Annotated in this window: 24 protein-coding genes and 4 pseudogenes; 10 read left to right on the forward strand and 18 right to left on the reverse strand. The window is 69.8% G+C overall.

Going from position 1 to position 22,655, the window contains the following annotated elements; genetic code table 11:
• Positions 1-101: 101 nt before the first annotated feature.
• Together BN6_RS42470 and BN6_RS49100 are read right to left on the reverse strand one after the other, a co-directional pair.
• Positions 102-1,289, reverse strand: a complete 1,188-nt coding sequence (locus BN6_RS42470; RefSeq protein WP_015102940.1) for a PucR family transcriptional regulator — start codon at positions 1,287-1,289, stop codon at positions 102-104.
• Positions 1,290-1,756: 467 nt separating this feature from the next.
• Positions 1,757-1,903 (reverse strand): annotated as a pseudogene (locus tag BN6_RS49100) (IS481 family transposase); the annotation flags it as partial.
• Positions 1,904-2,317: 414 nt separating this feature from the next.
• Between BN6_RS49100 and BN6_RS26890 the strand changes: the two are divergent.
• The 3 genes from BN6_RS26890 to BN6_RS26900 are packed head-to-tail and all read left to right on the forward strand — an operon-like array spanning position 2,318 to position 5,152.
• Positions 2,318-2,929: an isochorismatase family protein gene (locus BN6_RS26890; protein WP_015102942.1), complete on the forward strand. Its 612-nt coding sequence runs from the start codon at positions 2,318-2,320 to the stop codon at positions 2,927-2,929.
• Positions 2,926-4,161, forward strand: coding sequence for an MFS transporter (locus BN6_RS26895; protein ID WP_015102943.1), 1,236 nt, complete (start codon positions 2,926-2,928; stop codon positions 4,159-4,161). The genes BN6_RS26890 and BN6_RS26895 overlap by 4 nt, the downstream gene beginning before the upstream one ends.
• A 13-nt stretch (positions 4,162-4,174) precedes the next feature.
• The gene (locus tag BN6_RS26900) at positions 4,175-5,152 is read left to right on the forward strand and encodes a LysR family transcriptional regulator (RefSeq protein ID WP_084672779.1); all 978 of its coding nucleotides are present in this window, start codon (positions 4,175-4,177) and stop codon (positions 5,150-5,152) included.
• 249 nt (positions 5,153-5,401) lie between these two features.
• Here BN6_RS26900 and BN6_RS26905 read toward each other — a convergent pair whose 3' ends face one another.
• Together BN6_RS26905 and BN6_RS26910 are read right to left on the reverse strand one after the other, a co-directional pair.
• Entirely contained in the window at positions 5,402-5,980 is a 579-nt protein-coding gene (locus BN6_RS26905; RefSeq protein ID WP_148303026.1) for a hypothetical protein, read from the reverse strand.
• A 476-nt stretch (positions 5,981-6,456) separates the two neighbouring features.
• Positions 6,457-7,290 carry an SDR family oxidoreductase gene (locus BN6_RS26910; protein WP_015102946.1) on the reverse strand — a complete coding sequence of 278 codons (834 nt, stop codon included), beginning with the start codon at positions 7,288-7,290 and terminating at the stop codon, positions 6,457-6,459.
• 39 nt (positions 7,291-7,329) lie between these two features.
• Between BN6_RS26910 and BN6_RS26915 the strand changes: the two genes are divergently transcribed.
• On the forward strand, positions 7,330-8,163 hold the full coding sequence (locus BN6_RS26915) for a helix-turn-helix domain-containing protein (protein ID WP_015102947.1): 834 nt from the start codon (positions 7,330-7,332) through the stop codon (positions 8,161-8,163).
• A gap of 653 nt (positions 8,164-8,816) precedes the next feature.
• Positions 8,817-8,996: a hypothetical protein gene (locus BN6_RS46980; RefSeq protein WP_158509441.1), complete on the forward strand. Its 180-nt coding sequence runs from the start codon at positions 8,817-8,819 to the stop codon at positions 8,994-8,996.
• Between the two features lie 117 nt (positions 8,997-9,113).
• Here the strand turns inward: BN6_RS46980 and BN6_RS26920 are convergent, their stop codons facing one another.
• On the reverse strand, positions 9,114-10,016 hold the full coding sequence (locus BN6_RS26920) for an aldo/keto reductase (RefSeq protein WP_015102949.1): 903 nt from the start codon (positions 10,014-10,016) through the stop codon (positions 9,114-9,116).
• 87 nt (positions 10,017-10,103) lie between these two features.
• On the opposite strand from BN6_RS26920, the gene BN6_RS26925 reads away from it, so the two are divergent.
• Complete coding sequence (locus tag BN6_RS26925; RefSeq protein ID WP_015102950.1) at positions 10,104-10,811, forward strand: TetR/AcrR family transcriptional regulator; 708 nt, start codon at positions 10,104-10,106, stop codon at positions 10,809-10,811.
• A gap of 334 nt (positions 10,812-11,145) precedes the next feature.
• Here the strand turns inward: BN6_RS26925 and BN6_RS42475 are convergent, their stop codons facing one another.
• Positions 11,146-11,610 carry a pyridoxamine 5'-phosphate oxidase family protein gene (locus BN6_RS42475; protein WP_015102951.1) on the reverse strand — a complete coding sequence of 155 codons (465 nt, stop codon included), beginning with the start codon at positions 11,608-11,610 and terminating at the stop codon, positions 11,146-11,148.
• Positions 11,610-12,188, reverse strand: a complete 579-nt coding sequence (locus BN6_RS26935) for a dihydrofolate reductase family protein (protein ID WP_015102952.1) — start codon at positions 12,186-12,188, stop codon at positions 11,610-11,612. The genes BN6_RS42475 and BN6_RS26935 overlap by 1 nt, the downstream gene beginning before the upstream one ends.
• A 57-nt stretch (positions 12,189-12,245) precedes the next feature.
• Between BN6_RS26935 and BN6_RS26940 the strand changes: the two genes are divergently transcribed.
• Positions 12,246-13,169, forward strand: coding sequence for a LysR family transcriptional regulator (locus tag BN6_RS26940; RefSeq protein ID WP_148303027.1), 924 nt, complete (start codon positions 12,246-12,248; stop codon positions 13,167-13,169).
• A 71-nt stretch (positions 13,170-13,240) separates the two neighbouring features.
• Here the strand turns inward: BN6_RS26940 and BN6_RS49760 are convergent, their stop codons facing one another.
• The 5 genes and pseudogenes from BN6_RS49760 to BN6_RS26955 form a co-directional block, all read right to left on the reverse strand.
• Complete coding sequence (locus tag BN6_RS49760; RefSeq protein ID WP_331712647.1) at positions 13,241-13,660, reverse strand: transposase; 420 nt, start codon at positions 13,658-13,660, stop codon at positions 13,241-13,243.
• The gene (locus BN6_RS49765) at positions 13,567-13,821 is read right to left on the reverse strand and encodes a transposase (protein ID WP_015102955.1); all 255 of its coding nucleotides are present in this window, start codon (positions 13,819-13,821) and stop codon (positions 13,567-13,569) included. Before BN6_RS49765 ends, BN6_RS49760 begins: the two co-directional genes overlap by 94 nt.
• Positions 13,822-13,832: 11 nt before the next feature.
• A complete protein-coding gene (locus tag BN6_RS49770; RefSeq protein ID WP_269454283.1) occupies positions 13,833-14,234 on the reverse strand; it encodes a transposase in 402 nt (133 codons plus the stop codon).
• 692 nt (positions 14,235-14,926) lie between these two features.
• Positions 14,927-15,125 (reverse strand): annotated as a pseudogene (locus BN6_RS49110) (cobalt transporter); the annotation flags it as partial.
• Between the two features lie 31 nt (positions 15,126-15,156).
• On the reverse strand, positions 15,157-16,005 hold the full coding sequence (locus BN6_RS26955) for an SDR family oxidoreductase (protein WP_041314164.1): 849 nt from the start codon (positions 16,003-16,005) through the stop codon (positions 15,157-15,159).
• An 87-nt stretch (positions 16,006-16,092) separates the two neighbouring features.
• Here BN6_RS26955 and BN6_RS26960 point away from each other — a divergent pair, with 87 nt between their 5' ends.
• Both BN6_RS26960 and BN6_RS49115 read left to right on the forward strand, forming a co-directional pair.
• Positions 16,093-16,740, forward strand: coding sequence for a TetR/AcrR family transcriptional regulator (locus BN6_RS26960; protein WP_041318267.1), 648 nt, complete (start codon positions 16,093-16,095; stop codon positions 16,738-16,740).
• Between the two features lie 241 nt (positions 16,741-16,981).
• Positions 16,982-17,272 carry a hypothetical protein gene (locus tag BN6_RS49115; RefSeq protein WP_015102960.1) on the forward strand — a complete coding sequence of 97 codons (291 nt, stop codon included), beginning with the start codon at positions 16,982-16,984 and terminating at the stop codon, positions 17,270-17,272.
• Positions 17,273-17,286: 14 nt separating this feature from the next.
• On the opposite strand, the pseudogene BN6_RS50290 reads toward BN6_RS49115, so the two are convergent.
• Both BN6_RS50290 and BN6_RS26970 read right to left on the reverse strand, forming a co-directional pair.
• Positions 17,287-17,562: pseudogene (locus tag BN6_RS50290) on the reverse strand (aldehyde dehydrogenase family protein); the annotation flags it as partial.
• Positions 17,522-18,430, reverse strand: a complete 909-nt coding sequence (locus BN6_RS26970) for an alpha/beta fold hydrolase (protein ID WP_015102961.1) — start codon at positions 18,428-18,430, stop codon at positions 17,522-17,524. The pseudogene BN6_RS50290 and the gene BN6_RS26970, both read right to left, overlap by 41 nt.
• 36 nt (positions 18,431-18,466) lie before the next feature.
• Between BN6_RS26970 and BN6_RS26975 the strand changes: the two genes are divergently transcribed.
• Positions 18,467-19,006, forward strand: coding sequence for a helix-turn-helix domain-containing protein (locus BN6_RS26975; RefSeq protein WP_015102962.1), 540 nt, complete (start codon positions 18,467-18,469; stop codon positions 19,004-19,006).
• A 24-nt stretch (positions 19,007-19,030) separates the two neighbouring features.
• Here the strand turns inward: BN6_RS26975 and BN6_RS44215 are convergent.
• The 4 genes and pseudogenes from BN6_RS44215 to BN6_RS26995 all read right to left on the reverse strand — a co-directional run.
• Positions 19,031-19,518, reverse strand: a pseudogene (locus tag BN6_RS44215) (transposase family protein); the annotation flags it as partial.
• Between the two features lie 703 nt (positions 19,519-20,221).
• Positions 20,222-20,998 (reverse strand): MBL fold metallo-hydrolase, encoded by a 777-nt coding sequence (locus BN6_RS26985; protein WP_015102964.1) that lies wholly within the window; start codon positions 20,996-20,998, stop codon positions 20,222-20,224.
• The gene (locus BN6_RS26990) at positions 20,995-21,792 is read right to left on the reverse strand and encodes an alpha/beta hydrolase (RefSeq protein WP_015102965.1); all 798 of its coding nucleotides are present in this window, start codon (positions 21,790-21,792) and stop codon (positions 20,995-20,997) included. The genes BN6_RS26985 and BN6_RS26990 overlap by 4 nt, the downstream gene beginning before the upstream one ends.
• Positions 21,792-22,619, reverse strand: coding sequence for an alpha/beta fold hydrolase (locus tag BN6_RS26995; RefSeq protein WP_015102966.1), 828 nt, complete (start codon positions 22,617-22,619; stop codon positions 21,792-21,794). Before BN6_RS26995 ends, BN6_RS26990 begins: the two co-directional genes overlap by 1 nt.
• Between the last annotated feature and the right edge of the window lie 36 nt (positions 22,620-22,655).

Below are 22,655 nucleotides of genomic sequence, written 5' to 3' on the forward strand. Positions count from 1 at the left end.
ACTTCTCGAAGAACGAATTCCGGCGTCGTGCGCCGGCGGAAAAAACCATAACAACCGGCACGACGGGCGGGCAACGTGCGGCGGTACGACATCAGTCGGCTTTACATTGGAGATCCACACAAATTGCGATACTGGAGCGCCCACCACACCTCGAACGCGGTTTCCGTGTCCTGAAGGTCCGCCCCGGTCAGCGCGGCGAAGCGCGCCAACCGGTAGCGCAGGGTGTTGACGTGGACGGACAGGGCGGCGGCGGCCTCGGGAATCGACCGCCGCCGGGACAAGTAGGTCTCGACGCTGGCAAGCAGCGCCTCACCGGTGGCGCTCTCCGCAGACACCGGTTCGACGTAGCGTGCGTGCAGGTACTCCCCCAACTCCCGCTCGTCCGCCACCGCCAGCCGCAACGCCATCCGCCCGCGGTCCACGACCCCGCCACGGCCGAACCTGATCGCCGCCTCCAGCAGTCGGGTGGCCTCGGCGAACGCGCCGCCCAACCGGGACAGCCCGGCTGGGCCCGCCAGCCCGACCGTGATGTCGCCCGCCGGCTCGGCGGTGACAGGCCGAGACAGCACGGCCGCCGCGTCACCGCGGTAAGCGCCTATCAGCACCGTGTCCTGCGCGCCGGCCGCGCGTTCCAGCTCCCGGGTCAGCGTCACCGGATCGCTGCCGGCGGAGCGCGCCCGCAGGACCCAGTAGTCCCGATCGACGACGAGCCCGAGGCCGACGCCCGCCGTGACCACCTGTTCCGTCGTCATCGTGCCCTCCAGCAGGCGGGTGAGCAGCATCCTGCGGTGCTGCCCCTCGCGGTGGACGAGGTCGAACCCGGTTTTGCGGTGACCGGCGAGGATGTCGTTGCTGTAGCGGTCGCCTACCTGCCAGATCCGCTGGACGCCGACCAGCGCAGCGTCGGCCGGGAGCCCCTCGGCCCGCGCTGCCCGAAGGAACTCGTCGCGTAGCAACGCGATGCCCCTCCGGTAGGCGACCAGGACGTCCGCGCTGGGGATGCCCTGCAACGCCCGACGCCGCCCGGTCTCCCGCTCGTCCTCCTCGACCGCACCGGCCGCCGGGTGCTCCGCACCGCGGAGCGCGGCGACAACCCGGACGACGTTGCGGTGCGCGGACGGCCGGACCTCCGACGGCGGAACAGCGCGGTACGAGCCGATCGCACCGACAACGCGCAACTGCGCCGCCACCAACTCCTCGCTCCGCAGCAACAATTGCCCGGCCACCCCGGCGAGCTGGGCCTCCAACGCACCGCAGACCGCCCGGTCCGTCTCCTCGTCACACGACACGGTCAGCACCGCTGGCCGGACCGCACCACCCGACCACCCGCCCGGAAGCAGACTCCCAGGACGTCGAGCACGCCCGGATCGTCGCCGACGCCGAATGAACGGCAACGGCCTAAAACCGCTCCACCAACCACACCACGACTTCTTCGCACTGTCCGCTCCCCCAACGTCGCGACTACGGCAAACCTATGGATTCGGCGACCTGGGAACATCACCGTGCGGTGGACATGCGCGTGTAGCTCGCAAGAGGGACAGAAAGCGAGCAACCAGTCAATTTTTGTTCGCGCACCAAACCTGCGATTCCAACCCTCAACCGGCACCCGTCCGCTCGTGGGCCATCGTGACAGCTGGCGGACCTTCGGGAGCACATGTCCTCAGAGGCAACCCTTTGGGCTTGTTCAGGGCCTGTCAAACACAATGAGCGGCTCTGGCCCGTAGTCGGTGGTGACGCTGGGTATTCGTCAGGGCAGGCCGGTCGGGTCAAGGAACCTGCGGCGGTTCAAGCCCAGATGGACCAGGTGCCGGCCGACCGTGCGCACCGAGATCGTCGTGCCCTCGGCGTCGAGTTCCAGGGCGATGCGGCGTGCCGACCACTTGCGGTCCCGGCGCAGCCTCTCGGGACTGATCTTCCGTCTACGCCTCGCAGGGCTGCGGACGGGTGGGGAGGTAGTGCGGCTCGCCCGACGGCCGGTGTCCGGCGGTGGTCGGGCACACCGGTGTAGCGGATCCGGTGGGGAGCCGCCCCCCTCTGGTCCGCGCGTCCGGGTCGCCGGCGGCCGGCGGCGGCCACCGGCCACCGCGCGAATAGCGGGTCGCGCGGCGTGGCGATCATTTCGGTGATCGTGCCAAGAATGCACGCCGGGTGCCGGCAACCGCGCGCTACTCCGCCCGGCGCCACCGGCGGGGCCGGCTCGCGTCCGCACCTGGGCGGTCCGACGGCCGGGAGGGTATAGGCGATTTCAATACCAGCACGGCGGTGGGCCGTGTTAGCGTCACGGCACAATTCTTCGTGACGGCCGTGAAGGACCGATATGACGACCCCTCCCTGGATTGTCGATCCAGCTACCTGCGCGTTGCTCGTCATCGACATGCAGAACGATTTCGTGCGTGCGGGTTTTCCGATGGCTGTGCCGATGGCCCGCGAGCGGGTGTCGGTCATGCGGGAAGTCATCGACACGTGCCGGGGCGCGGGAATTCCCGTGATCTACACGCAGCACATCCTTTATGACACCTTCGACGTGTCGCCACTGGAGACCGCGTACATTCCTCGGCTGCGCGAATCCGGTATGCGCGACGGCAGCCACGGCGCGGAGATCATCGACGAACTCGCGCCGGAGCCGGGCGAGATGGTGATCCGGAAACACCGGTACGACGCCTTCCACAACACACCGCTGCACAGCGTGCTGAACACGATCCGGGGACTGCGGCGGGTCGACACGGTGATCATCATCGGCACCCTGACCGAGGCGTGCTGCGAATCGACCGCCCGCAGTGCGTACATGCACGACTACCGCGTCGCCTTCATCGAGGACGCGACCGGTGCCCTTTCCGATTCCGCGCAGGAGGCGACACTCCGCTCCATCCGCGGTTTCTTCGGCCGGGTGCTGCCCGCGTCCGCGCTCACCGAGGAGCTGGGCGGATGAGCAGGGACGTCCGTTACGAGCGCAGGGCGGTCACCCTGCTCGCGTTGGGCTTCGGTCTGGTCGGCCTCGACCGGTGGATCATCGCCCCGCTGTTCCCCGCGATGGCCGACGAACTCGGCCTCGACTACCAGGACCTCGGCGGCATCGTCGGCGTGCTCGGCGTGGCCTGGGGCGTGTCGTCGCTGCTGATGGGCCGGTTGTCCGACCGGATCGGCCGCCGGAAGGTGCTCGTCCCCGGCATCCTGCTGTTCTCGCTGTGCACGGCGTTCACCGGACTGGCCGGCGGGCTGTTCAGCCTGATCGCCATCCGGTTGGTCATCGGGCTGACCGAGGGGGCGTACAGCCCGGCGGCGTTCGCCGCGACCGCGGAGGCGTCCCACCCCAAGCGCCGCGGTCTGAACATGGGCATCCAGCAGAGCACGTTCGCGCTCTTCGGGGTCGGACTCGGACCGATCCTCGCCACCCAGCTGCTCCAGGTGCTGCCGAGCTGGCACTGGGTGTTCGCGCTCCTGGTCGTGCCCGGCGTCTTGCTGGCCGTCCTGCTGGCCAAGGTGATCAGGGAACCGGACGTGCTCGTCGCGCCCGCCCCGGTCGCGGCCGAGCGGCCGAAGTGGAGCCACCTGTTCCGGCACCGCAACATCCCGCTGGCCATCGTCGCCCTGTGCGGCACGATGACGTGCATCTTCGTGCTCAGCGCGATGGTGCCCAGCTACCTCACCGACTTCCTGCACCTGAGCACCGTGCAGATGGGGATGATCGCCTCGGGCATCGGGTTCGGCGCGTTCTTCGGCCAGCTCGTCATCCCCGGCGCGTCCGACCGGATCGGCCGCAGGCCCGCCGTGCTGGTCGCGCTGGTGCTGTGCGCCGCGCTGCTGGCCGTGTTCGCCGCGCAGGGCCCGGTGATGCCCGTGCTGTTCCTGCTGCTGTTCTTCGTCGCGTTCGGCGCGAACGGGTGCCTGGCGCTGATCGTGGGCGCGTTGACGGTGGAGTCCGTGCCGCCCGCGCTGACCGCCACCGCCATCGGGACCGTGATGGGCATCGGCGAGATCTTCGGCGGCGGTGTCGCACCCGTGGTCGCGGGCTACCTCTCGAAGCACTACGGCATCCAGTACTCGCTGTACCTGGCGCTGGGCGGGTTGCTCCTCGCCGTGGTCACGGCGGTGTTCTTCGTGGAGACCGCGCCGCGCAGGTCACGCCGGGCCGCACCTGCGGCGCGACCCGAAGTGGTGTGAGACGGTGGACGGCATGGATTTGGAGGGCGTGCGGTCATTCCTGGCTGTGGCCAAGCACCACACCATCTCCAAGGCCGCCGCCAGCCTGTACGTGACCCAGCCGACGATGAGCCTGCGGCTGCGCCGCCTGGAGGAGGGGCTCGGCTTCCCGTTGTTCGAACGGGGGTGGCGCGGGGTCACCCTGACCCGCCAGGGCGCGTACTTCCTGCCGTACGCCGCCCAGCTGGTCCGAGACCTGGCCAGTGCGTCGGAGGTGCTCGGTGAGGCGGGTCAGGGACAGGGCCGCCCGCTGAGCTTCGCGACCGTCGCGCGGGACCAGGAGGACCAACTCGTCGTCGGGGTGGACTCGTGGCTCACCGGCCGGATGACGGACGCGGTCGTGGACACGTTCGACGCCGCGGTGGGGCCGCACGGCTTCCGGATCACCGGCAGGCCGGCACCCACCCTGATCGACCTGCTCGAACTGGAGCACATCGACTACGCCGTGTTCTACTCGACGGGCACGGGCGACGCCATCCACGCGCGTCCGCTGCTCCGCGATCGGATGGTGCTGGTGCACCACGGGGACCTCGTGCTGGACGGCGAGCGGGAGTCCGCCGTCCGCGAGGCGCTGTCGGCCCACGACTTCCTGCTGTTCGACAACCCCGTGCTGACCCACCACGCGGGCGTCACCACCCGGCTGATCGACGACTACGGCCTCACCCGGTTCCGCGTGGTCGACGACCTCGACGTGATGCTCTCCCTGCTGCGCAAGGGCGGCACGATCTCGATCCTCCCGGTCAGCGCGATCCCACCGGACTCGCGGGGCGACACGATCGCGATCACCGAACTCGGCCGGTTCTCGCCGGAGATCACCATCGACCTCGGCTGGCACGCGCGCAGCGGCCGGGTGGCCGAGTTCGACGCGTTCCACGCGGCGATCGCCGCGGCGATCGCCGCCCGACCCGCCGGACCGGACGCCACCGTGTTCCGGGCGCCACCGTCACCATGACGAAGCCGGCGGCGGGTGGTCCGTTCGAACGTCGTTCCGTATCGGGGTCGGCGTAGTAACCGCCAAAAACCGGGCGGATATACGCTGACCTGCGGAGAAGTGCTACTGGTGTGACAGGTCAGGGTTGGTGCGTGGTGTGGCGGGTGACGACCGCGGCAGCGTCAAGCGGGCGGGCTGCGGATGACCCTGACGCACGGCATTCCCGACAGGCGCGGCGCCACAGCGTCAAGGAGGCCGTGCGGCGGGCACTCAGCGGGTGACCGGTCGAGGTTTCCACAGATCGCGCAAGGAGTCCTGCACGGCGATGCCGAAGAGGGTCGCGAAGCCGTAGGCATAACTCACGAAGACCAGGAAAGGCCCCCAGGTCAGCGGGAACGGCACCTCGGAGATCATCCACAGGTCGTGATCGCCGGTGAAGAGTCCGGCGACGAACGTCACCACAGCGGCCGCGAAGCCCAGGGCGATCCACCCGATGGAGACCAGCGGATACAGGACCGCGGGGAGCCACACGACCGACATGCCGCTCACGTTCCACGCCGTGGAGACGCGGTCACCCCCGTCGGTGACGACGAAACCGATCGCCACGACCGCGCAGAGCCCGAGGTACACGGCCGTCGAGACGTCCAGGGGCAGCGGGCCGCCGAAGTACTCGGGACGCAGACCGCCGATGCCGTGCTCCCGCAGGACCGCAGTGAGCCGGTTGTGCCCTGCCTCGCCGGAGAAGACCTCCACCAACTGCGACAACGCCGCACCGCCGATGTGCAGGAGCCAGACCAGGAGCACGTCGAAACCGAGCACACCGACCGTGCCGGCCAATCTGACCCACATCGGCAACCGCCTCGACCGGGGTTCGCCCGCCGTCTGGCCCTCGTACAACGTGTCTTCGGACTGCGGCGACATCGCAGACCCCCTGCCGGGCACGGGACGGTCACGACCAGTATCGATCATGGTGAGCAGCGCTTCGCCAGAGCGTCAACCTCACTCACCCACCTGACCGCCGCCTGTCCGGTGGTCGACCGGTGACAGCCGGCCGAGAGTCGCCGAACACGAGACAGCCGAGGTGGGCAACCTCAGGACCACCTGAGCCACACCGCAACGGACACCAGGTCCACTCCGCCAACTTCTGACGTTCCGCCGCCGACGAACGTCCTGTCATGCCGCGATCAGCGCGTCCGGAACATCCGCTTCTGCCGAGTTGAGTGCGTGAGCGATGCTTGGGCCCGCACCCGAGTTCACGAAGTGGTGTTGGCCGGCCTGCCCCCTGCTGCCTGCCCGACTACGGGTGGTGGTGGGAGCCGGGTGGGTCACGCCGTCTCGGCCAGCTCGCGCCACTGATGCCAGGTGGCGAGCCGCTGCTGGTACACGCTCTCGGTGATCGGGTACGGGTAGCTGCCGAGGAACAGCCGCAGCGGCGGTTCCGGCAGGTCGACCAGGCTGAGGACGACCTCAGCGGTGACCGACGGGTCGCCTGGCGCGCGGGCGGTGGCGCCGGCCCGGCGGGCCTGCCGGATCGGCTCATAGGCCGCGATCGGCGCGGTGTGCGCCGCCGATGCCCCGGCCCAGTCGGTGCCGTACGGTCCTGGCTCGAGGATCGTCACCTTGATACCGAGCGGGCCGACCTCCTGGGCCAGGGCCTCGCTCATCCCTTCAAGGGCCCACTTGGAGGCGTTGTAGAGGCCCAGCGTCGGGAAGGCGGCGATGCCGCCGATGCTGGAGACCTGGACAAGGTGCCCGCCACCCTGCGTCCGCATGATCGGCAGAGCGGCTTGGGTCACCCAGAGCGGGCCGAACAGGTTGGTCTCGATCTGGGCTCGGGCCTGCTCCTCGGTGGTCTCCTCGATCATGCCGAACAGGCCGTAGCCGGCGTTGTTGACGACCACGTCCACGCCGTCGAAGGCTTCAGCGGCGCGGTCCACCGCGGCGAAGACCTGAGCCCGTTCGGTCACGTCGAGCGCGATCGGCAGGAGGCGGTCGCCGTAGGTCTCGGCCAGGTCCTGGAGCGTTTCGGGCTGACGTGCCGTCGCGGCGACCCGGTCACCGCGCTCGAGCGCCGCCGTTGCCCAGATGCGTCCGAAGCCGCGTGACGCCCCGGTGATGAACCATGTCTTCATGGCCTCGACCATGCCCCGGCGCAGCATCGCCGGCCAGCACCCTGGCAGGGATACCCTCGACAAACGATGACACGCGACAATCTTCTCGGGGAGTTCCTCCAGGCGCGCCGGGCCCGCGTGCGGCCGGGCGAGGTAGGGCTTGTGTCCTACGGTCGGCGCCGAGTCACCGGACTCCGCCGCGACGAGCTCGCGAGACTCGCCGGCGTCTCCGTCCAGTACCTGACAAGGCTGGAGCAGGGCGTCGACCGGCACCCGTCCCCCCAGGTCGTGGACGCGTTGACGACGGCGCTGCGCCTCGACCTCGACGCCGCGAGCCACCTGCGCGCCCTGGCCGCGTCGCCAACGGAACCACTCAAGCCCAGCGATTTCCGCGTCGAGGTGCAGCACCTACTCGACTCATGGGGCAGCACCCCGGCGTACGTCCGCGACCGCCGTTTCGATGTGCTGACGGCCAACAAGGCAGCCATGGTGCTCTCCCCGATGTACCACCCCGGGCACAACCTGGTCCGCGATGTATTCCTCGACCCCGCCGCCCGCAGCTTGTTCCCGGACTGGCCGGACATCGCCGAACAGACAGTCGCGGCCTTGCGGGCGACGGCCGATCCACGCGACCCACGGACGGCCACCCTCGTGGCCGAGTTGCAGCACCACGACGACTTCCGCTCGTTGTGGGCCAGACACGACGTACGCCCGTCACGCAACGAGACCAAGCGGTTCGATCACCCCGACGCCGGCCACCTCACCCTGCGCCGTCAGACCCTCACCGTCGCCGGAGCCGAGGACCAGGTGATCATCGTCTACCAGCCGGAGCCCGGCAGCGCTTCGGCCGACGCCCTGGCAGGGCTTCTCCAGCCCGAGACTGCTGCGTCCCACGCACCCACGCGGCGATGCCGCGACTGATCGAACGCCGCGCCGGGCCGTCCCCATCTGCCGCGATTGGCATGGTGCTGGTGGTGTCGTCGTGGGGCGACCGTGATGGGTTATGGACCTGTCGAACCTGGACGATGTCGTGCTGCGCCTTGCCGCCTCGGCCTACCTGGGCCGCTACACCAGGACCTCCCGCACCGACACCGAGTCCGGCTTCTACCGCACCTGCGTCATCGACTCCGTACTCGACCATTCACCTGTCGAGTACGTCCGCCGACCCCACGTCCTCAACGAGTCCCCCTGGTGCTTGCCACCCGGGGTAGGACCCGCCATCGAACGCGCCGTCGACGAAACAGGCAGGCCGGGCCGATCCTGCTCAACCAACGCCACCGGCGGATGGACCGACACTGCACCACCAGGCGCCCCCACCACCTCGCCAAGACCTGGGTAGTGCGGCTGCCGAAACTGCATCCGCACCTGCTGCGGCACACCTACGTCACCACCATGCCCGACTCCGGAGTCCACCTCCGCCACGTCCACATCGCCGCACGCCACGCCGACCCCGCACCACCAGCCACTACGACCGAGCAGGAGTGTTGGCTGAACCCCATCGGCGACACCGGCACAACCCCGAACACCACAGGAGCAAAGCCGGGTCCGGCCTGGCATCCAGGGCCGTAAAGCCATTGGCTGACAAGGGGAACTTCGGCAGGAAGTACTCGGCGGCGAGCCGGGCACATGCGGAGACGGTGTTGCGGGCGTTCTACAACTTCCACCTGGAGGCCGGTGGCTGGCCGATCATCAACCCGTTCCGCTGGACCGTTCCCGGCGGGCGGTGCGGGGCAACGCCCACCACAACCCGCTGAAGCCTTTCGTCAAAGGCCCGCGCGGGCCGGTATCGGCCGAAGGCCTCCAGGCGACTGCCCCGGCGACGTCGGACAAGCAGTTCAACCACGGTTGTCGTCGGCACTGTGAGCGGTTGCTCAACGGTGGTTCCGCGCCAGAGAGCTGAGCGCGTCGAGCGTGGACTGGTGCGGCTGGTCGATGACGGCCTTCGACTCGTCGACCAGGCCGGTCAGGCGGGCCAACTCGGCGTCGGTCAGGTTCTCGGCGACCTCGGCCGCGGCGATGTTGGCGCATAGGTGATCGGGGTTGCTCGTGCCGGGGATGACGACCACGGCGGGGGAACGCCGCAGCAGCCAGGCCAGCGCGACCTGCGCCGGCGTCGCACCGAGGCGCTGCGCGGGGCCGGTCAGCTCGTCGTAACCCGCGAGCCGTCCGGAGGCCAGCGGGAAGTAGGGGACGAACATGATGCCCTGTGCCTCACAGTCGGCGAGGACCTGGACACCGCTGCGGTCGAGCAGGTTGAAGCGGTTCTGCACGGCCGCGATCGGCGTCATCTCCTGTGCGCGGGCCAGCATCTGTGGTGCCGCGCCGGACAGCCCGATGCGGCGGATGAACCCTTGGTCGCGCAGCTCGACGAGGACGCCGAGCGAGTCCTCCAGCGGCACGTCGCTGGGCGGTGCCGGACCGTCGCCGCCGAGCCGCAGGTACGTCAACTCGCTCGCCTGCACACCCAGGTCGGCCAGCGCCTCGTGGACCTGCCGGCGGACCGTGTCCGGGTGGTCGGCGATGATCCACGACCCGTCCGGGCCGCGCCCCGCGCCGACCTTGTTGCCGACGACCACCCCCTCCGGGAACGGACGCAACGCCTCTCCGATCAGCCGGTTCACCGTACGCGGCCCATACGCGTTCGCGGTGTCGAAGAAGGTGACTCCCAGCTCCACCGCCAGGCGCAGCACCCGCCGCGCCGACTCGGGGTCCTCCGGCGGCCCCCACACGTTCGGCCCGGCGAGCTGCATGGCACCGTATCCGATCCGATTCACTGGCCCTCCCCCGCTGTATCACTGCAACGCTGATCGTCGTAGCAGTGCCTGTTTCAGTGATACGCCAAGTCCCGTAACATTGCAACGGTGGACGACGCGAAGACCCGTACCCGACGGCAGGTCATCGAGGTGGCGGCCGGCATCCTGGAACGGGAGGGTGCCCAGGCGGTCTCCACCCGCTCGGTGGCCGCGGCGGCCGGCATCCGCGCCGCCTCCCTCTACCAGCTCTTCGGCGACAAGGACGGCCTCCTCGCGGCCCTGGCCAGCCACGCCTTCGAGCGCTACCTGTCCGAGAAACACACTCTGGTGCCCACCGACGACCCTGTCGGCGACCTGCGCCGCGGCTGGGACATCCACGTCGACTTCGGCCTGCGCCACCCCGCCTTCTACCTGCTGATGTTCGGCACCGATCGCCCCGGCCGCCGCCCACCCGCCGCCGACGAGGCCCACGGCCTCCTGCTGAAGTTCCTCGACCGCGCCGCCGCGGCCGGCCGCCTCCGGGTCCCGCCCGCCCTCGCCGCCCACCTCTGCCTGGCCGCCGTCACCGGCGTCACCCTCTCGCTGATCGGCGCCCCCGCCCAGGACCGCGACCCGGAGATCTCCGCGAGAATGCGCGACACCCTCATCGGCTCCCTCACCACCGACCCACCGCCGCCCTCGGCGGCGGGCCCCGGCCTCGCCTCCCGGGCCCTCGCCCTCGATGCCGCCCTCACCGCAGTGGACCGGGACACCCTCCCGATGCGCTCGACCGAAACCGCCCTGCTGCGCGACTGGCTCCACCAGCTCGCCCGCTGACCCGGACAGGCAGCTCTCCCCCCGCCGTGATCACCTTGCCCCCTGCATCGCTGCCGCCGTCACACAACCCGACGGCCCCGGAGGCGGACTCCAGGGAACCGTGACCGAGAAAAACCACCAATGTGGACTGATCATGAGTGACATCGCGGTGAGACAACCGAAAAAGCCCAGCTCAACGAAGATCGACATGTCACGCGGTTCGAGACCTTGTAGCTCGGGAGGAGTATCCGACCGTTGGCCAGGGTGGCCACTTCTGTTCGCTCCGTACCGAAGGGTTGTGCTGGATGGCCGTGTTGCGGTTGGGCTTGGGCCCGAGGAACGGCCGCTTGCTGTGTCACGGAGGTTCGACGGGAAGTCTGGTGTCGGTGACGTTGTCGAAGCGCGAGTCACCGCCCCGGATGAGCACGTAGTGCCGTGTGACGTCCGCCTGATAGACCCGCAGTGGCCCCTCTGGTGCGAGATCGTGGATTCCGAGTTGCTGGCTGGCCGGCAGGCGTGCGTTGAGGAGTTCGACGGCGACAGGGCAACCCTGATCGTCGACCATACTGCCGGTCGCTTCGAGGTAGAGGGCCTCCGCTCGGCCGATCGGCGCGCGTGTGTCGAAGACCGTGACGGCCACGGTGGGACAGGCCGCGATGTTGCGTGAGTGACGACTGTCCGGTGAGGACACCCAGAGGAGTCGGTGCTCCCCATCGGCCGCGTAGAACACCGGGGTGACCCACGGGTTGCCCGCGGGGTCGATGGTCCCGAGCACGAGGTAGCGATGCAGGGCAAGCAGCCGTGGAACGGTGGCCCACATCAGGCCCTCGCCGGTGCGGGCGGGTGAGGTCGGTACCGCACGTTGATTTCCGCAGCGGGGTCGCCTTCGCCGACCCGATGCAGGCGGATCGGTGCTGCGCCGGGGTTGTCGTACAGCCGGATGCCTTCACCGAGCAGGACCGGCGCGATGTGCAGGTCGATCTCGTCGATCAGTCCCAGTTCGAGAAGCTGACGGCCGATGGTCGGCGAGAGCACCTCGAGGTTCTTGCCGCTGGCCGCCTCCAGTCCGATCCGCACCGCCTCGACCGGCCCGCAGTCCAGGAACGTGACCCCGTCGGCGGGGGTGGCGTCCTCGGGGTGATGGGTCAGCACGAAGACCGGTCCGTCCCAGGCGCCGCCGTAGGTACGGCCGCCGGACGCGACGGCCAGGTCCCAGCCGTCCCTGCCTCCCAGCACGGCGCCGGTGGTCTCGACGTACTCGTCGATCAGCCCCGGGCGGTTCGAGAGCCCGGTCATCCAGTCCATCGCGTGGCCGGGCCCCGCCACGAATCCGTCCAGTGACATCGTGAAGTGCCAGAGCACCTTCCCGCCCGCGGTCTGCGGCTCGGTGTCGTACATGTGTCGCCTCCTGGATCTCTTCGCCGGTCGTGACCGATCCTGGCTCCGGGCAACGCGGTGATCAACGAGGAGATCCGCCACGATTGTTCAGCCATGCTGAATAATCCGGGTATGGAACGGCAGGACATCGAGGTGTTCCTCACGCTGGCCGAGGAACTGCACTTCGCCCGTACCGCGGAACGCCTGCGGCTGGCCCCCGCCTCGATCAGCCAAACGATCAGGAAACTGGAACGCCGGTTCGGCGCACCGCTGTTCACCAGGACCACGCGGCGAGTGGACCTGACCCCGCTGGGCCGGCAACTGCTGGACGACCTCGGCCCGGCCTACGCCCGGGTCCAGGCCGCGATCGAGCGGGCGGTCACCGCGGGGCGCGGCGAAACGGGCGAGCTGCGCCTGGGCTACATGTCCGCCGCAGTGGCACGCCGGGTCCTGACGCTCATCGACGCCGTTCGCGGTCACGTACCCGGCATCCAGGTGAACATCATTGAGACCGCCCTGGCCGACCTGTACGGACCACTGCGCCGAGCCGAGGTCGACCTGTCCGTACTCCCCCTGCCCGTCGCCGAACCCGATCTCACCGTCGGGCCCGTCCTGCTCTCCGAGACCGCGCTGCTCGCCGTCTCCACCACCCACCCCCTGGCCCGACGTGCGCCGGTGACAACCGACGACCTCGCCGAACAGACTTTCCTGTTCGCCCAAGGCCTTCCCGAATACTGGGTCGAGCACCACCTGCCCACGACCCGCTCGACGGCCAGGGTCACCACGCTGCCCGGGTTCCAGGAGATGCTGGCCTACGCCGCCTCCGGACACGGCGTCGCCCTCGTGGGCGCCCAGGTCGAACAGCTCTACCCACGCCCGAACCTGACCTGCCTGCCCATCGAAGGCGGCCCCACCTTCGACTACGCCCTGGTCTGGCGCACCGACGACCTCAGCCCTCCCGCCGCCACCTTCCTCCACCACGCACAAACCCACAGGACATGACCCGCAACAGCACACCACCCCAGACCCGACTCGTTCAGACCAGCCATCACTCCACCCCGCCGCACGAGTGGTCAAGCAACGCGGAAACCAGCCGCCCGCCTAGGTTTCGGCGTTCGGCCAGCGGTCACCGAACGTGTGGCGAAGGCTTTCAGCACGGGCTTCCAGCGCATCGTCCACCTGGCACGGCCCGTCCCGGTCAGGTCGGGGCTGCGGCTGACAAGGTACAGACTCTTCATCGCCGACTGTTCGGTGGGGAAGTGCCTGCGGGCGCGGATCGCCCGGCGGTGGCGGGCGTTGAGCGACTCGATCGCGTTGGTGGAACAGATCATCCGCCGGATCTCCACGTCGTAGTCCAGGAACGGCACGAAATCGTCCCAGGCGTTGCGCCACAACCGGATCATCGCCCCGTACTTGCGGCCCCATTGCTCGGCCAGGTCCTCCAGCGCGGCTGCCGCGGCGTCGGGGGTGGGTGCGGTGCAGGTCGGGGTGATGCCCCGTTCACCGCGTCCCGGTCCTGGCGGGCCACCAGCCGGAAGATGTTGCGGATCAGGTGCACCACGCAGGCCTGCACGACGGTGTGCGGCGACACGTCGGCCACCGCGTCGGGCAGGCCCTTGAGACCGTCGCAGACCAGGAAGGACACGTCGTGCACGCCGCGGTTCTTCAGCTCGACCAGCCCGCCCGTCCAGAACTTAGCGCCCTCGCCGCCGGCGCCCGTCCACAGCCGAGCACGTCCTTGCGGCCGTCCACCGTGACGCCGATCGCGGCGTCGAGCGGGCGCGCGGCCCAGTCGTTCATCTCCGCGACGACCTTGTCGGTGATGCGCGAGACCGTCTCCTCCGACACCGAGGCGCCGTAGATCTCAGCGAGGTGCGCCGAGATCCACCTGGTGGTCAATCCCTTGCCATACAACGACAACACGATCTCGTCGACGTCGGCGAGACGGCGTTTGCCGCTTTTTGACAATCTGTGGTTCGAAGGTTCCCTCCCGGTCGCGGGCACCTCGATCCCGACTTCGCCCGCCGCATCCGAGATCACGGTCTTGCTCCGGCTGCCGTTGCGCACGTTGCTCGACTCGCGTCCCGGTTCCGCGCGGTTCTTCTCGTGCCCGAGGTCTCGGCCATCTCCTCGCCCAGCGCGGTCTCCAACACGCTCTTGGTGAACAGCTTCAGCAGACCGTCCGGGCCGGTCAACGCCACCCCCGCGCCTTGGCCTCGGCCACCATCGCCGCCGCCGCGGCCTGCTTCGGCGACAGCCGCCGCCCGGCCCCGGACTCTCTCTTCCGTGCGCCCACAAGGTCAGATGTCATCACTCCCAGTGCCCATCCCGCCGGGCCCCAAGCCCGGCGTGTCGGACCGGACACACCGGTCTCGAAACAGTCCCCTGCCGATGACCGCGTGTTACGTGGTGCAACGGGTGGGCGGGTCGGGACGATGCGGGAGTGGCGGTGTTGCCAGGTGTTGGGAGTGTGCTGGTGGGTGGGTCGGCTCGGTGGGTGTTCCTGAGTCACACCTCCGAGTTGCGGGTGCACCCGGCTGGCGAGTCGTTCGTGGATGCGGCGGAGAGGGCGGTTCTGCGGGTGCGGGACGCGCCGGTGGACATGGCACATTTCACCGCAGGTGACCTCCCTCCGGCGGCGTTGTGCCAGCGGCGGTTGCCGAGTGCGATGTGCATGTGCTGGTGGCGGGATTCCGGTACGGGTCACCGGCGCGAGATCGGCCGGCGATGTCGTACACGGAGTTGGAGTTCGAGGCGGCGAGGAGGAAGAACGGCATAGTCAGCAGCGATACGGCCGCCAGCACGATCCCGACCGTGGAGTGGTCTGCGTCCTCGGCACCGAACAGGGCGCGCACCGGCTCGACGGTGACGTAGGCGGCGAGCGCGAAGAACGACACCGCGATGACCTTCAGGGCAGCTCGCGTGCGCCTCGGGATCGGAGGGCTGCCAGGCGACCGCCGGGCGGGCAGGACGAACACCATGTTGTTCGTCAGCCGCTGTAGGCGCGTGTGGCTGCCTTCGGGTAGTGGCGGCGCAGGTTGGCGGCGATGACGCGGTCGAGCGTGCGGTCGGACAGCATCCGGGTCAGGCGGGTGATCAGGGCGGCATCCCGGCCGATGGTGTAGCGGGTGCGCGGTCTGCGGATCGTCACGGCCTTCGCGATGACGCGGGCGGCGGCGTCGGCGGTCAGGCCTGATGCGGTGCCCGAAGCCATCAGCGTGTTGGTCGCCTGGACCAGGCTGCCGTAGCGCTCGTGTTGCTCCGGCGTCATCTGGGCGGCCAGTTTGTTCGCCGTCGCGATCCCGCGGGTGGCCATCTCCGTGCGGACGCCGCCGGGCTCGACCACGACCACCTGTACGCCCAGCGGCGCGACCTCCCGGCGGAGCGAGTCGCTGACCGCCTCCAGGGCGAACTTCGCGCCGGCGTACGCGCCGTACGTGGCCATGGCGACCTTGCCGCCGACCGAGCTGATGTTGATCACGCGACCCTTGCTGCGCAGCAGCGCGGGCAGGAGCGCCTGAGTGATGGCGATGTGGCCGAACAGGTTGACTTCGAACACCCACCGCCACTGCGTCATCGGCAGGGCTTCGACCGGGGCGTTCACCTGGATGCCCGCGTTGTTGACGAGCGCGTGCAGCGCGCGCGGGTCGCCGGCGACCCGCGCGGCGAGTGCTTCCACCTGCTCGGACTTGGTGATGTCGAGGATGATCGGCTCGACGCCGGTCGATCGGATGGCGTCGGCGTCACGGTCGCGTCGCACGCCGGCCAGGACGTGGAATCCCCGGCGAGCCAGTTCGCGGGCTGCTGACGCGCCCATGCCCGTGGAGGCTCCGGTCACGACGACCAGCTTCTGATTTCCAGATGACGTTGTCACTTCGACGACCCTACCAGTTCAGATGACAACGTCAACTGTATGATGGACGTCATGGCCACCCGTGCGGAATCCGCCGCCGCCACCCGCCGCGCCCTGCTCGACGCGGCCGCCGAGCTCCTCGACCTCGGCGGCCCCGAGGCGGTCACCTTGCGCGAGGTGGGCGCGCGGGCAGGCGTGACGCGGGGAGCGCCGTACCGGCACTTCGCGGGCAAGGACAGCCTGCTGACCGCCGTCGCGACCGAGGGTTGGGAACGGATCGGCGACCGGGTACACGCCCTGCGGACCGACCCGGCCCTGTCGGCCTCCGAGAAGCTGTGCGGCGCGCTCCGCGCCCTCATCGGCGTCGGCCGGGACCAGCCGCACCTCTACCAGATGTTGTTCAGGCAGCGCGGAGACCGTCCCGGAGAACGCGGTGAAGGCCTCGAGCGCGTCCGGCTCCAGCTATGCGGACCGGAGGGTGACCCGGCCGCGGCTGTTCGCGCGGCCGAACGCTTCCAGGACGAGTTCCTGGCCATCGTCGCCACCCTCGTGAAGGAGCGGAACGCACCGCACTACGGCGCCCTGCTGCTCAGCAGCGCCCACGGCATCGCGGGCATGGAGCTCAGCGGCCACCTCGGCCCAGACAAGTGGCGCACCACCGCCGACGGGCTCGTCGACACCCTCGTCCGCATGGTCGCGGACGCCGGCGAAACGACATAGCAACGCCCTGCCTCCGCACTCGAGTCAGCAGCCCTCCTGACCAATACCGTGGCATCCGTTGCGCTGACTTGCCATTCAGCGAACGTCCGCCCATGCCGCTGATCGGTCAGTGGCGAACGCACGCACAAGCCGAGCCGCGCCGGCGGGTAGGACTCCCTGGCCGGGTCGAGGTGCCCGCTGCCGACGGTTCCCGATGGCAGTCCTCACGCGACGTCCCGTCGTGCGGGGCAGGATCCGGGCTATGAGCGACCCGGACCGGCTTGCACTGCTGTGGAAAGAGCACGTGCGTGCGCCATTCCCGCCGCACCTTCGTCGCGCGGACATCGACGGGGAGGACACGGTGTTGCTGGACGCGGACATCGGCGGTTGCGTCTCCGGAGCACTGTCGCGCCCACTGGACGAGCGGCGTCGCCGAGCCCTCGTGAGGTGCCTGATGGCTGCGGCAAAGGCCCTGCCGTCGATCGGCGATGGACGATGCCGCCGAGCGCCGCCGTGGTCGAGCGCGGCCGAGATCCACACGGCGGTGCCGTAGTCACGGGTGTACACGGACGAGGCCGGGTCGTAGTCGGCGGCGTTGGCCGTGCGCACCGCATCGGTCTCCCCGGTGAACCGTTCGATCGTCACCACCGGACCAAACAGTCCTTCGCGGACGATCGGGTCTTCGGCGGTGCCACCGGTGACAACGGTGGGCGGGGTGGAAGAAGCCCCGCCGGTCCAGCCGCACACGACAACCGAGTCGGTCGGACAACCCGCCGTGCGCCGACCGATCGCCTGGTCAGGTTCACGTCGCCCGGAGGCCGCTGAGCAGATCGTGTGCGGCATCGGCCACGGCGTCCGATCTGACCATCGGGATGGTGATGTGCGAGGCGTCGGCGAGGGCACGGTGTTCGCCGTGCGGGGTCGCGGCGGTGATCGCCTCGAACAGGCGTTGGCTGCCGGCGATCTGTTCGCGGAGGTTCTCCTCGGACTGGAACACTGTCTGTTCGGCGCCGATCGCGGTGCCGGACAGGACGATCACGGGCACGTCGGGCATCGGGCCGCCAGCGCGGAGTTCGTCCAACAGGGACTGGACGTTCACGCCTTCGCGTATCCCGATGAGCAGCCTCTCAGGGCTGGTGTGCTTGTCGATCAGCTGTCCGCGGATGTCGTCGGGGAAGACGTCGAGCATGCCGCTCTCGAACTGCCCGCGGGCCAGGGCTGCGAGGTCGTCGGTCACCTCCGGCAGCTCCATGTCCGCCATGTTGTTGGCCGCCAGCTTCAGGCGCTCGGGCATGTAGTCGTCGTAGTCGGGGTGGAGGGGTTCGAGCTGGAGCAGCGCGGCGACCTCGTCGGGGAACCGCTGGGCGTAGCGCAGGGTGTAGGCACCGCCCAACGAGTGGCCCACGAGCACGTAGGGCGGCGGCACGTCCAAAGCGCGCAACAGTGCGCGCAGTTCGTCGGTGACCTCGTCGAGGGAACGGGGCAGGTCCGCGTCCTGGCTCCAGCCGGTACCGGCGCGGTCGTAGATGACCGACGTGGTGAACTCGGCGACCCTGTCGTGGGCGAGCAGGTAGTCCAACCCCATCGCGCCCGCGCCGGGCAGGAACACGACGGCGGGCCCACCGGTGCCCGAACGGTGGATCCACAGCCGGTGTCCGTCGACATCGACGTGGCGCCCGAGGGACGGCAGCCCACCTGAAATCGGTCTCATAAATGAGAACGGTATCAATCATGAGACCATGCGGCAATGGAACTCACGCAGTTGATGCTGCACCCCATCCGGCTGCGGATCGTGAACTCCGTGTTCGACGGCCGGCCGTTCACGACCTCGCAGTTGCGCGATCGGCTGCCGGACGTGCCGAAGGCGACCATGTACCGCCACGTGGGGCTTCTGGTCGAGCACGGGCTGATCGAGGTCGAGCGCGAGGAGCGCAAAGCCGGCGCGGTCGAGCGGACCTACCGGTTGCACCGGTCGCGAACGGTGATCGACGATGCCGCCGCGGCGGCGATGACCAAGGAGGACCACCGTCACGGCTTCGCGGCGGGGATCGCGTCGATCGTGGGCGAGTTCGAGGTGTACATCGGCCAGGACGACACCGACCCGACCACGGACATGGCGAGCTACCGGCAGGTCTCACTCTGGCTCGACGACACCGAGAAGGAGGCCTTCTACGAAGACCTCATCGCCGCTGTCCGCGCACACCTCGACAACGGCCCCTCCCCCGGACGCAAGCGGCACCTCATGGCCATGATCATGTTCCCGACCAAGTCGACCCATGACACGTAGCGATAGCCGCTCGGGTACCGGCCCACGCCCGCGGTAGGGAACGCGGATCGGGCCGCTGGCACCTCGGTACGCCTTGTCCGCCCACCACGGGATGCCCGCTGCGGTCAGGGTGTCGATGATGCCGTCGGTGCGGGCCGCGGTCAGGTCGTGAGCTGAGCCAGGCAGCGCGGGCGAGGCCCACAGCAGGTGCCCGGCCGGATCGGCGAGGACTTGGACGTTCATGCCGTGGCGCTTGTGTTTCCCGAGTAGTACGGCCGGTCGGCGGCGATGCGGTCGATGCGGAGCAGGGGGCCGTCGAGGATGACGCAAGGCTTGCGCGCGGCGGCTCGCGTCGCCTCGGCAAGATCCGGCGCGAGGGCGGCCAGAAGCCGCACCGCCTCGGGGAAGTAGCGGCAGACGGTGGCCAGGCCGATGCCGAACCCCGCGCCCAGGCTGGTGTAGGTGTAGCCGCAACGAAGACGGGCTGGCACGAGCGGTGCTTGGCGTACGGGATCGAGCCCGCGCCACCTGCTCGGCAGTAGGTCCAGGTGCGGAGGGGCGAGTCGGCGGCGAAGCCGGTCTTGGGGTTGGGCTCAGCCGTTCCGCCGGCGGATGAACGAGGTAGTCGCGGCGTTCGGCATGGGTGAGGTGGTCGGTGCCGCCGCCGCACGAGCAGGATCGCGGCGATGGCGTTGGGCGCGGTGGGGCTCTCGGCGCGCAAGGTCCGGTAGCGGTCGGCGTCGACGGCTCTGGAGCACGTCGCTGAGACCCGACCGGTCGGCCACGTCGATCTCCAGGAACAGGACCGTCGGCTGCGCCGGGCACGGGGTTCATGCCGCGTTGTTCGGTCTCCTTGCGCGGCACTCGTCGACGTCGCCGGCCTACCGGTGATTGCGATGATGGTGAGGGCACCGTCGTGCGCGATGGAGTCGGTGATGAAGCGGCGAGCCGAGCGTGCCGGGGGTGCAGGGCGGGCGTCGTGGAGGCGTTGGCCGACTGCGGCGCTGAGCCCGTCGAGTCGTTGCGAGACTTCGGCATCACCGCGTCGCCCCCGAGCCGGGTCAGCCGGCAGCAGGACTGTCTCGTCCTCACCTGGCCATCGGCGAGGGCGATAGCGGCCGGCTCCCGACAGCGCCCAGGCGGCCCGCCACCTCTTGGCGCGCGAGCACGCGCCCGAGGCGTTGACTCGCGGCTGCGGGCTGCCCGGCCAGGACGAGCGGAGATGGGGCGCCGGGGTCAGACCGTGACGGTGGTGGGGTGGCCGAGTGGCAGCCACCGGACCTCCGGGCGGTCGGCGAATGCCCGTTCGACGGACTCCGGAGATTCCCGGAAGTGCTGCCAGCCCTCGTAGTGCACGGGAATCGCGACGTGCGGGCGCACCGCGTCGACCAATCGGAGCGCCTGGCGCGCGGTCATCGAGTAGCGGATCGGGCCGGTGATCGGGAAGCGGACGCCGCCGAGGTGCAGCAGGACGGTGCCGACCCGGACGCGGTCGGCGACAGCGAGGACCCCTCGGTGCAGGACAGTGTCCCCGGTGCACCAGAACGCCCCGTTCCGTTGGCCCTCCCAGCGAAGCGCGAAACCGATGACCTCGCCCACGAGCACGGTGCTCAGCGGTGGTCCGTGGCGGCACGGCGTGGCGGTGATCTCGATGTCGGGACGGCCGGGGTGCGACAACCGGGTGGTCTCCCACGCCCGCAACCCCCGCGCGCCCCGGCCGAGCCGTCGCGCGCCGGACGTCGTGGTCACCACCGTGCCCACGTCCGCGAGCAGGGCGCGGCCGGCGTCGTCGAGGTTGTCGCCGTGGTGGTCGTGGGTGAGCAGCACGACGTCGACCGCGCCGAGCCCGGCGACCGGGATCGCCGGGCCGGTGAGCTTGCGCGACGACGTTCCCCACCCGAACCCGTACCGGCGGCCCGGTGGGTCGAACGTCGGGTCGGTCAGCAGCCGCCACCCGCCGAACTCGACCACGGTCGTCGGACCGCCGACACGGGTGATCGTGGCGAGGGTCACCGGGCGTGCCGCAGTGCCCAGTCCAGGACGTGGTCGGCGATGGCCTCCCAGCCCTCCTGTGCGGGCAGCAGGTGGGCGAAGCCGGGGCGGTCCTCGACCTCGGTCACCGTGTTCGACTTGTAGTGCTTGGCGTTGGAGTGCTGCACGGCGGGCGGCATGATGTGGTCCTCGCCGCCGGCGACGAACAGCAGCGGGGCGCGGGCGTCGTTGTGGTAGTCGACCCACGTGTCCTGGTGGCCGGGCTGGAAGTTGGCCAGCACGCCGCCCCACACGATGCCGCCGTTGACCGGGATCGCGTACCGCTCGTAGAGGGCGCGGGACTCCTGCTCGGTGAACGTGTTGGTGAACGCGTAGTTCCACTGCTCGAAGGTGATCGGGACCGCCCGGTGCCGGTTGGCCGGGTTCTTGAACACCGGGAACGTCGACTTGAGCTGGCTGAGCGGGACCACGCGGACGCCCTCGGTGGGCGCGGAGTTCAGCGCGACGCCGACCGCGCCGCGGCCCCGGTCGAGCAGGATCTGGGTGAACGCGCCGCCGGCCGAGTGCCCGATGAGGATCGGCGGGGTGTCGAGCGCGTCGATCACCGCCGCGAAGTGGTCGATGATCTTCGGGACGGTCAGCTCCGCGATCGGCGTCGGGTCCGCGTTGAGGGCCTCGACCTCGACCTCCAGGCCGGGGTACGCCGGTGCGACGACCGTGAACCCCTTGCTCTCGTAGTGCGCGATCCAGTGCTCCCAGCTTCGCGGGGTCACCCAGAACCCGTGGATGAGGACGATGGTGTCGGGTGCGGTCATCACAGGCTCCTGAGGAAGGCGAGCAGGTCGTCGGCGAGCTGCTGCTTGTGGGTGTCGGTGATGCCGTGCGGCGCGCCCGGGTACACGGTGAGCGTGGCGTGCTCTATCCGGGCAGCGGACGCCTGGCCGCCGACGTGGAACGGGACGACTTGGTCGTCGTCGCCGTGGATCACCAGCGTGGGCACGTCGAAGGCGTCCAGGTCCGCGCGGAAGTCCGTGGCGGAGAACGCGGCAACGCACTCGTACGCGTTGTGGTGCCCCGCTTCCAGCCCCTGCCGCCAGAACGCCTCGCGGACGCCCTGCGACACGTCGGCACCCGGCCGGTTGTTGCCGAAGAACGGGCCGTCGGCGAGGTCGCGGTACAGCTGCGAGCGGTCGGCGAGCGAACCCGCGCGGATGCCGTCGAACACGTCGCCCGGCACGCCGCCGGGGTTGTCGTCGGTCTGGAGCATGAACGGCGGCACGGCGGACACGAGGACGGCCTGCGCGACCCGCGCGGTGCCGTGTCGGCCGATGTAGCGGGCCACCTCGCCCCCGCCGGTCGAGAATCCGACCAGCGTCACGTCGCGCAGGTCAAGGGTGTCGATCAGCGCGGCGAGGTCGTCGGCGTAGGTGTCCATCCCGTTGCCGTGCCAGGTCTGGGTGGACCGGCCGTGGCCGCGCCGGTCGTGGGCGATCGCGCGGAAGCCGCCGCGGGCCAGGAACAGCTGCTGGGCCTCCCAGCTGTCGGAGTTCAGCGGCCAGCCGTGGCTGAGCACCACCGGTCGGCCCTCGCCCCAGTCCTTGTAGAAGATCCGCGCGCCGTCAGCGGCTGTCACGTAGGGCATCGGTAGCGCTCCCCTCGTCCTCCGGTCGCAACGTGC

It is taken from the genome of Saccharothrix espanaensis DSM 44229 (genome assembly GCF_000328705.1).
Lineage (GTDB): Bacteria > Actinomycetota > Actinomycetes > Mycobacteriales > Pseudonocardiaceae > Actinosynnema > Actinosynnema espanaense.

What these genes read in the sequence shown, in the direction of transcription:
- BN6_RS26890 (WP_015102942.1), top strand. Translation starts at nt 2,318, where the DNA reads ATGACGACCCCTCCCTGGATTGTCGATCCAGCTACCTGCGCGTTGCTC.
- BN6_RS26895 (WP_015102943.1), top strand. Translation starts at nt 2,926, where the DNA reads ATGAGCAGGGACGTCCGTTACGAGCGCAGGGCGGTCACCCTGCTCGCG.
- BN6_RS26900 (WP_084672779.1), top strand. Translation starts at nt 4,175, where the DNA reads ATGGATTTGGAGGGCGTGCGGTCATTCCTGGCTGTGGCCAAGCACCAC.
- BN6_RS26905 (WP_148303026.1), bottom strand. Translation starts at nt 5,980, where the DNA reads ATGTGGGTCAGATTGGCCGGCACGGTCGGTGTGCTCGGTTTCGACGTG.
- BN6_RS26910 (WP_015102946.1), bottom strand. Translation starts at nt 7,290, where the DNA reads ATGCTGCGCCGGGGCATGGTCGAGGCCATGAAGACATGGTTCATCACC.
- BN6_RS26915 (WP_015102947.1), top strand. Translation starts at nt 7,330, where the DNA reads ATGACACGCGACAATCTTCTCGGGGAGTTCCTCCAGGCGCGCCGGGCC.
- BN6_RS42475 (WP_015102951.1), bottom strand. Translation starts at nt 11,610, where the DNA reads ATGTGGGCCACCGTTCCACGGCTGCTTGCCCTGCATCGCTACCTCGTG.
- BN6_RS26935 (WP_015102952.1), bottom strand. Translation starts at nt 12,188, where the DNA reads ATGTACGACACCGAGCCGCAGACCGCGGGCGGGAAGGTGCTCTGGCAC.
- BN6_RS26960 (WP_041318267.1), top strand. Translation starts at nt 16,093, where the DNA reads ATGGCCACCCGTGCGGAATCCGCCGCCGCCACCCGCCGCGCCCTGCTC.
- BN6_RS49115 (WP_015102960.1), top strand. Translation starts at nt 16,982, where the DNA reads ATGAGCGACCCGGACCGGCTTGCACTGCTGTGGAAAGAGCACGTGCGT.
- BN6_RS26970 (WP_015102961.1), bottom strand. Translation starts at nt 18,430, where the DNA reads ATGAGACCGATTTCAGGTGGGCTGCCGTCCCTCGGGCGCCACGTCGAT.
- BN6_RS26975 (WP_015102962.1), top strand. Translation starts at nt 18,467, where the DNA reads ATGGAACTCACGCAGTTGATGCTGCACCCCATCCGGCTGCGGATCGTG.
- BN6_RS26990 (WP_015102965.1), bottom strand. Translation starts at nt 21,792, where the DNA reads ATGACCGCACCCGACACCATCGTCCTCATCCACGGGTTCTGGGTGACC.
- BN6_RS26995 (WP_015102966.1), bottom strand. Translation starts at nt 22,619, where the DNA reads ATGCCCTACGTGACAGCCGCTGACGGCGCGCGGATCTTCTACAAGGAC.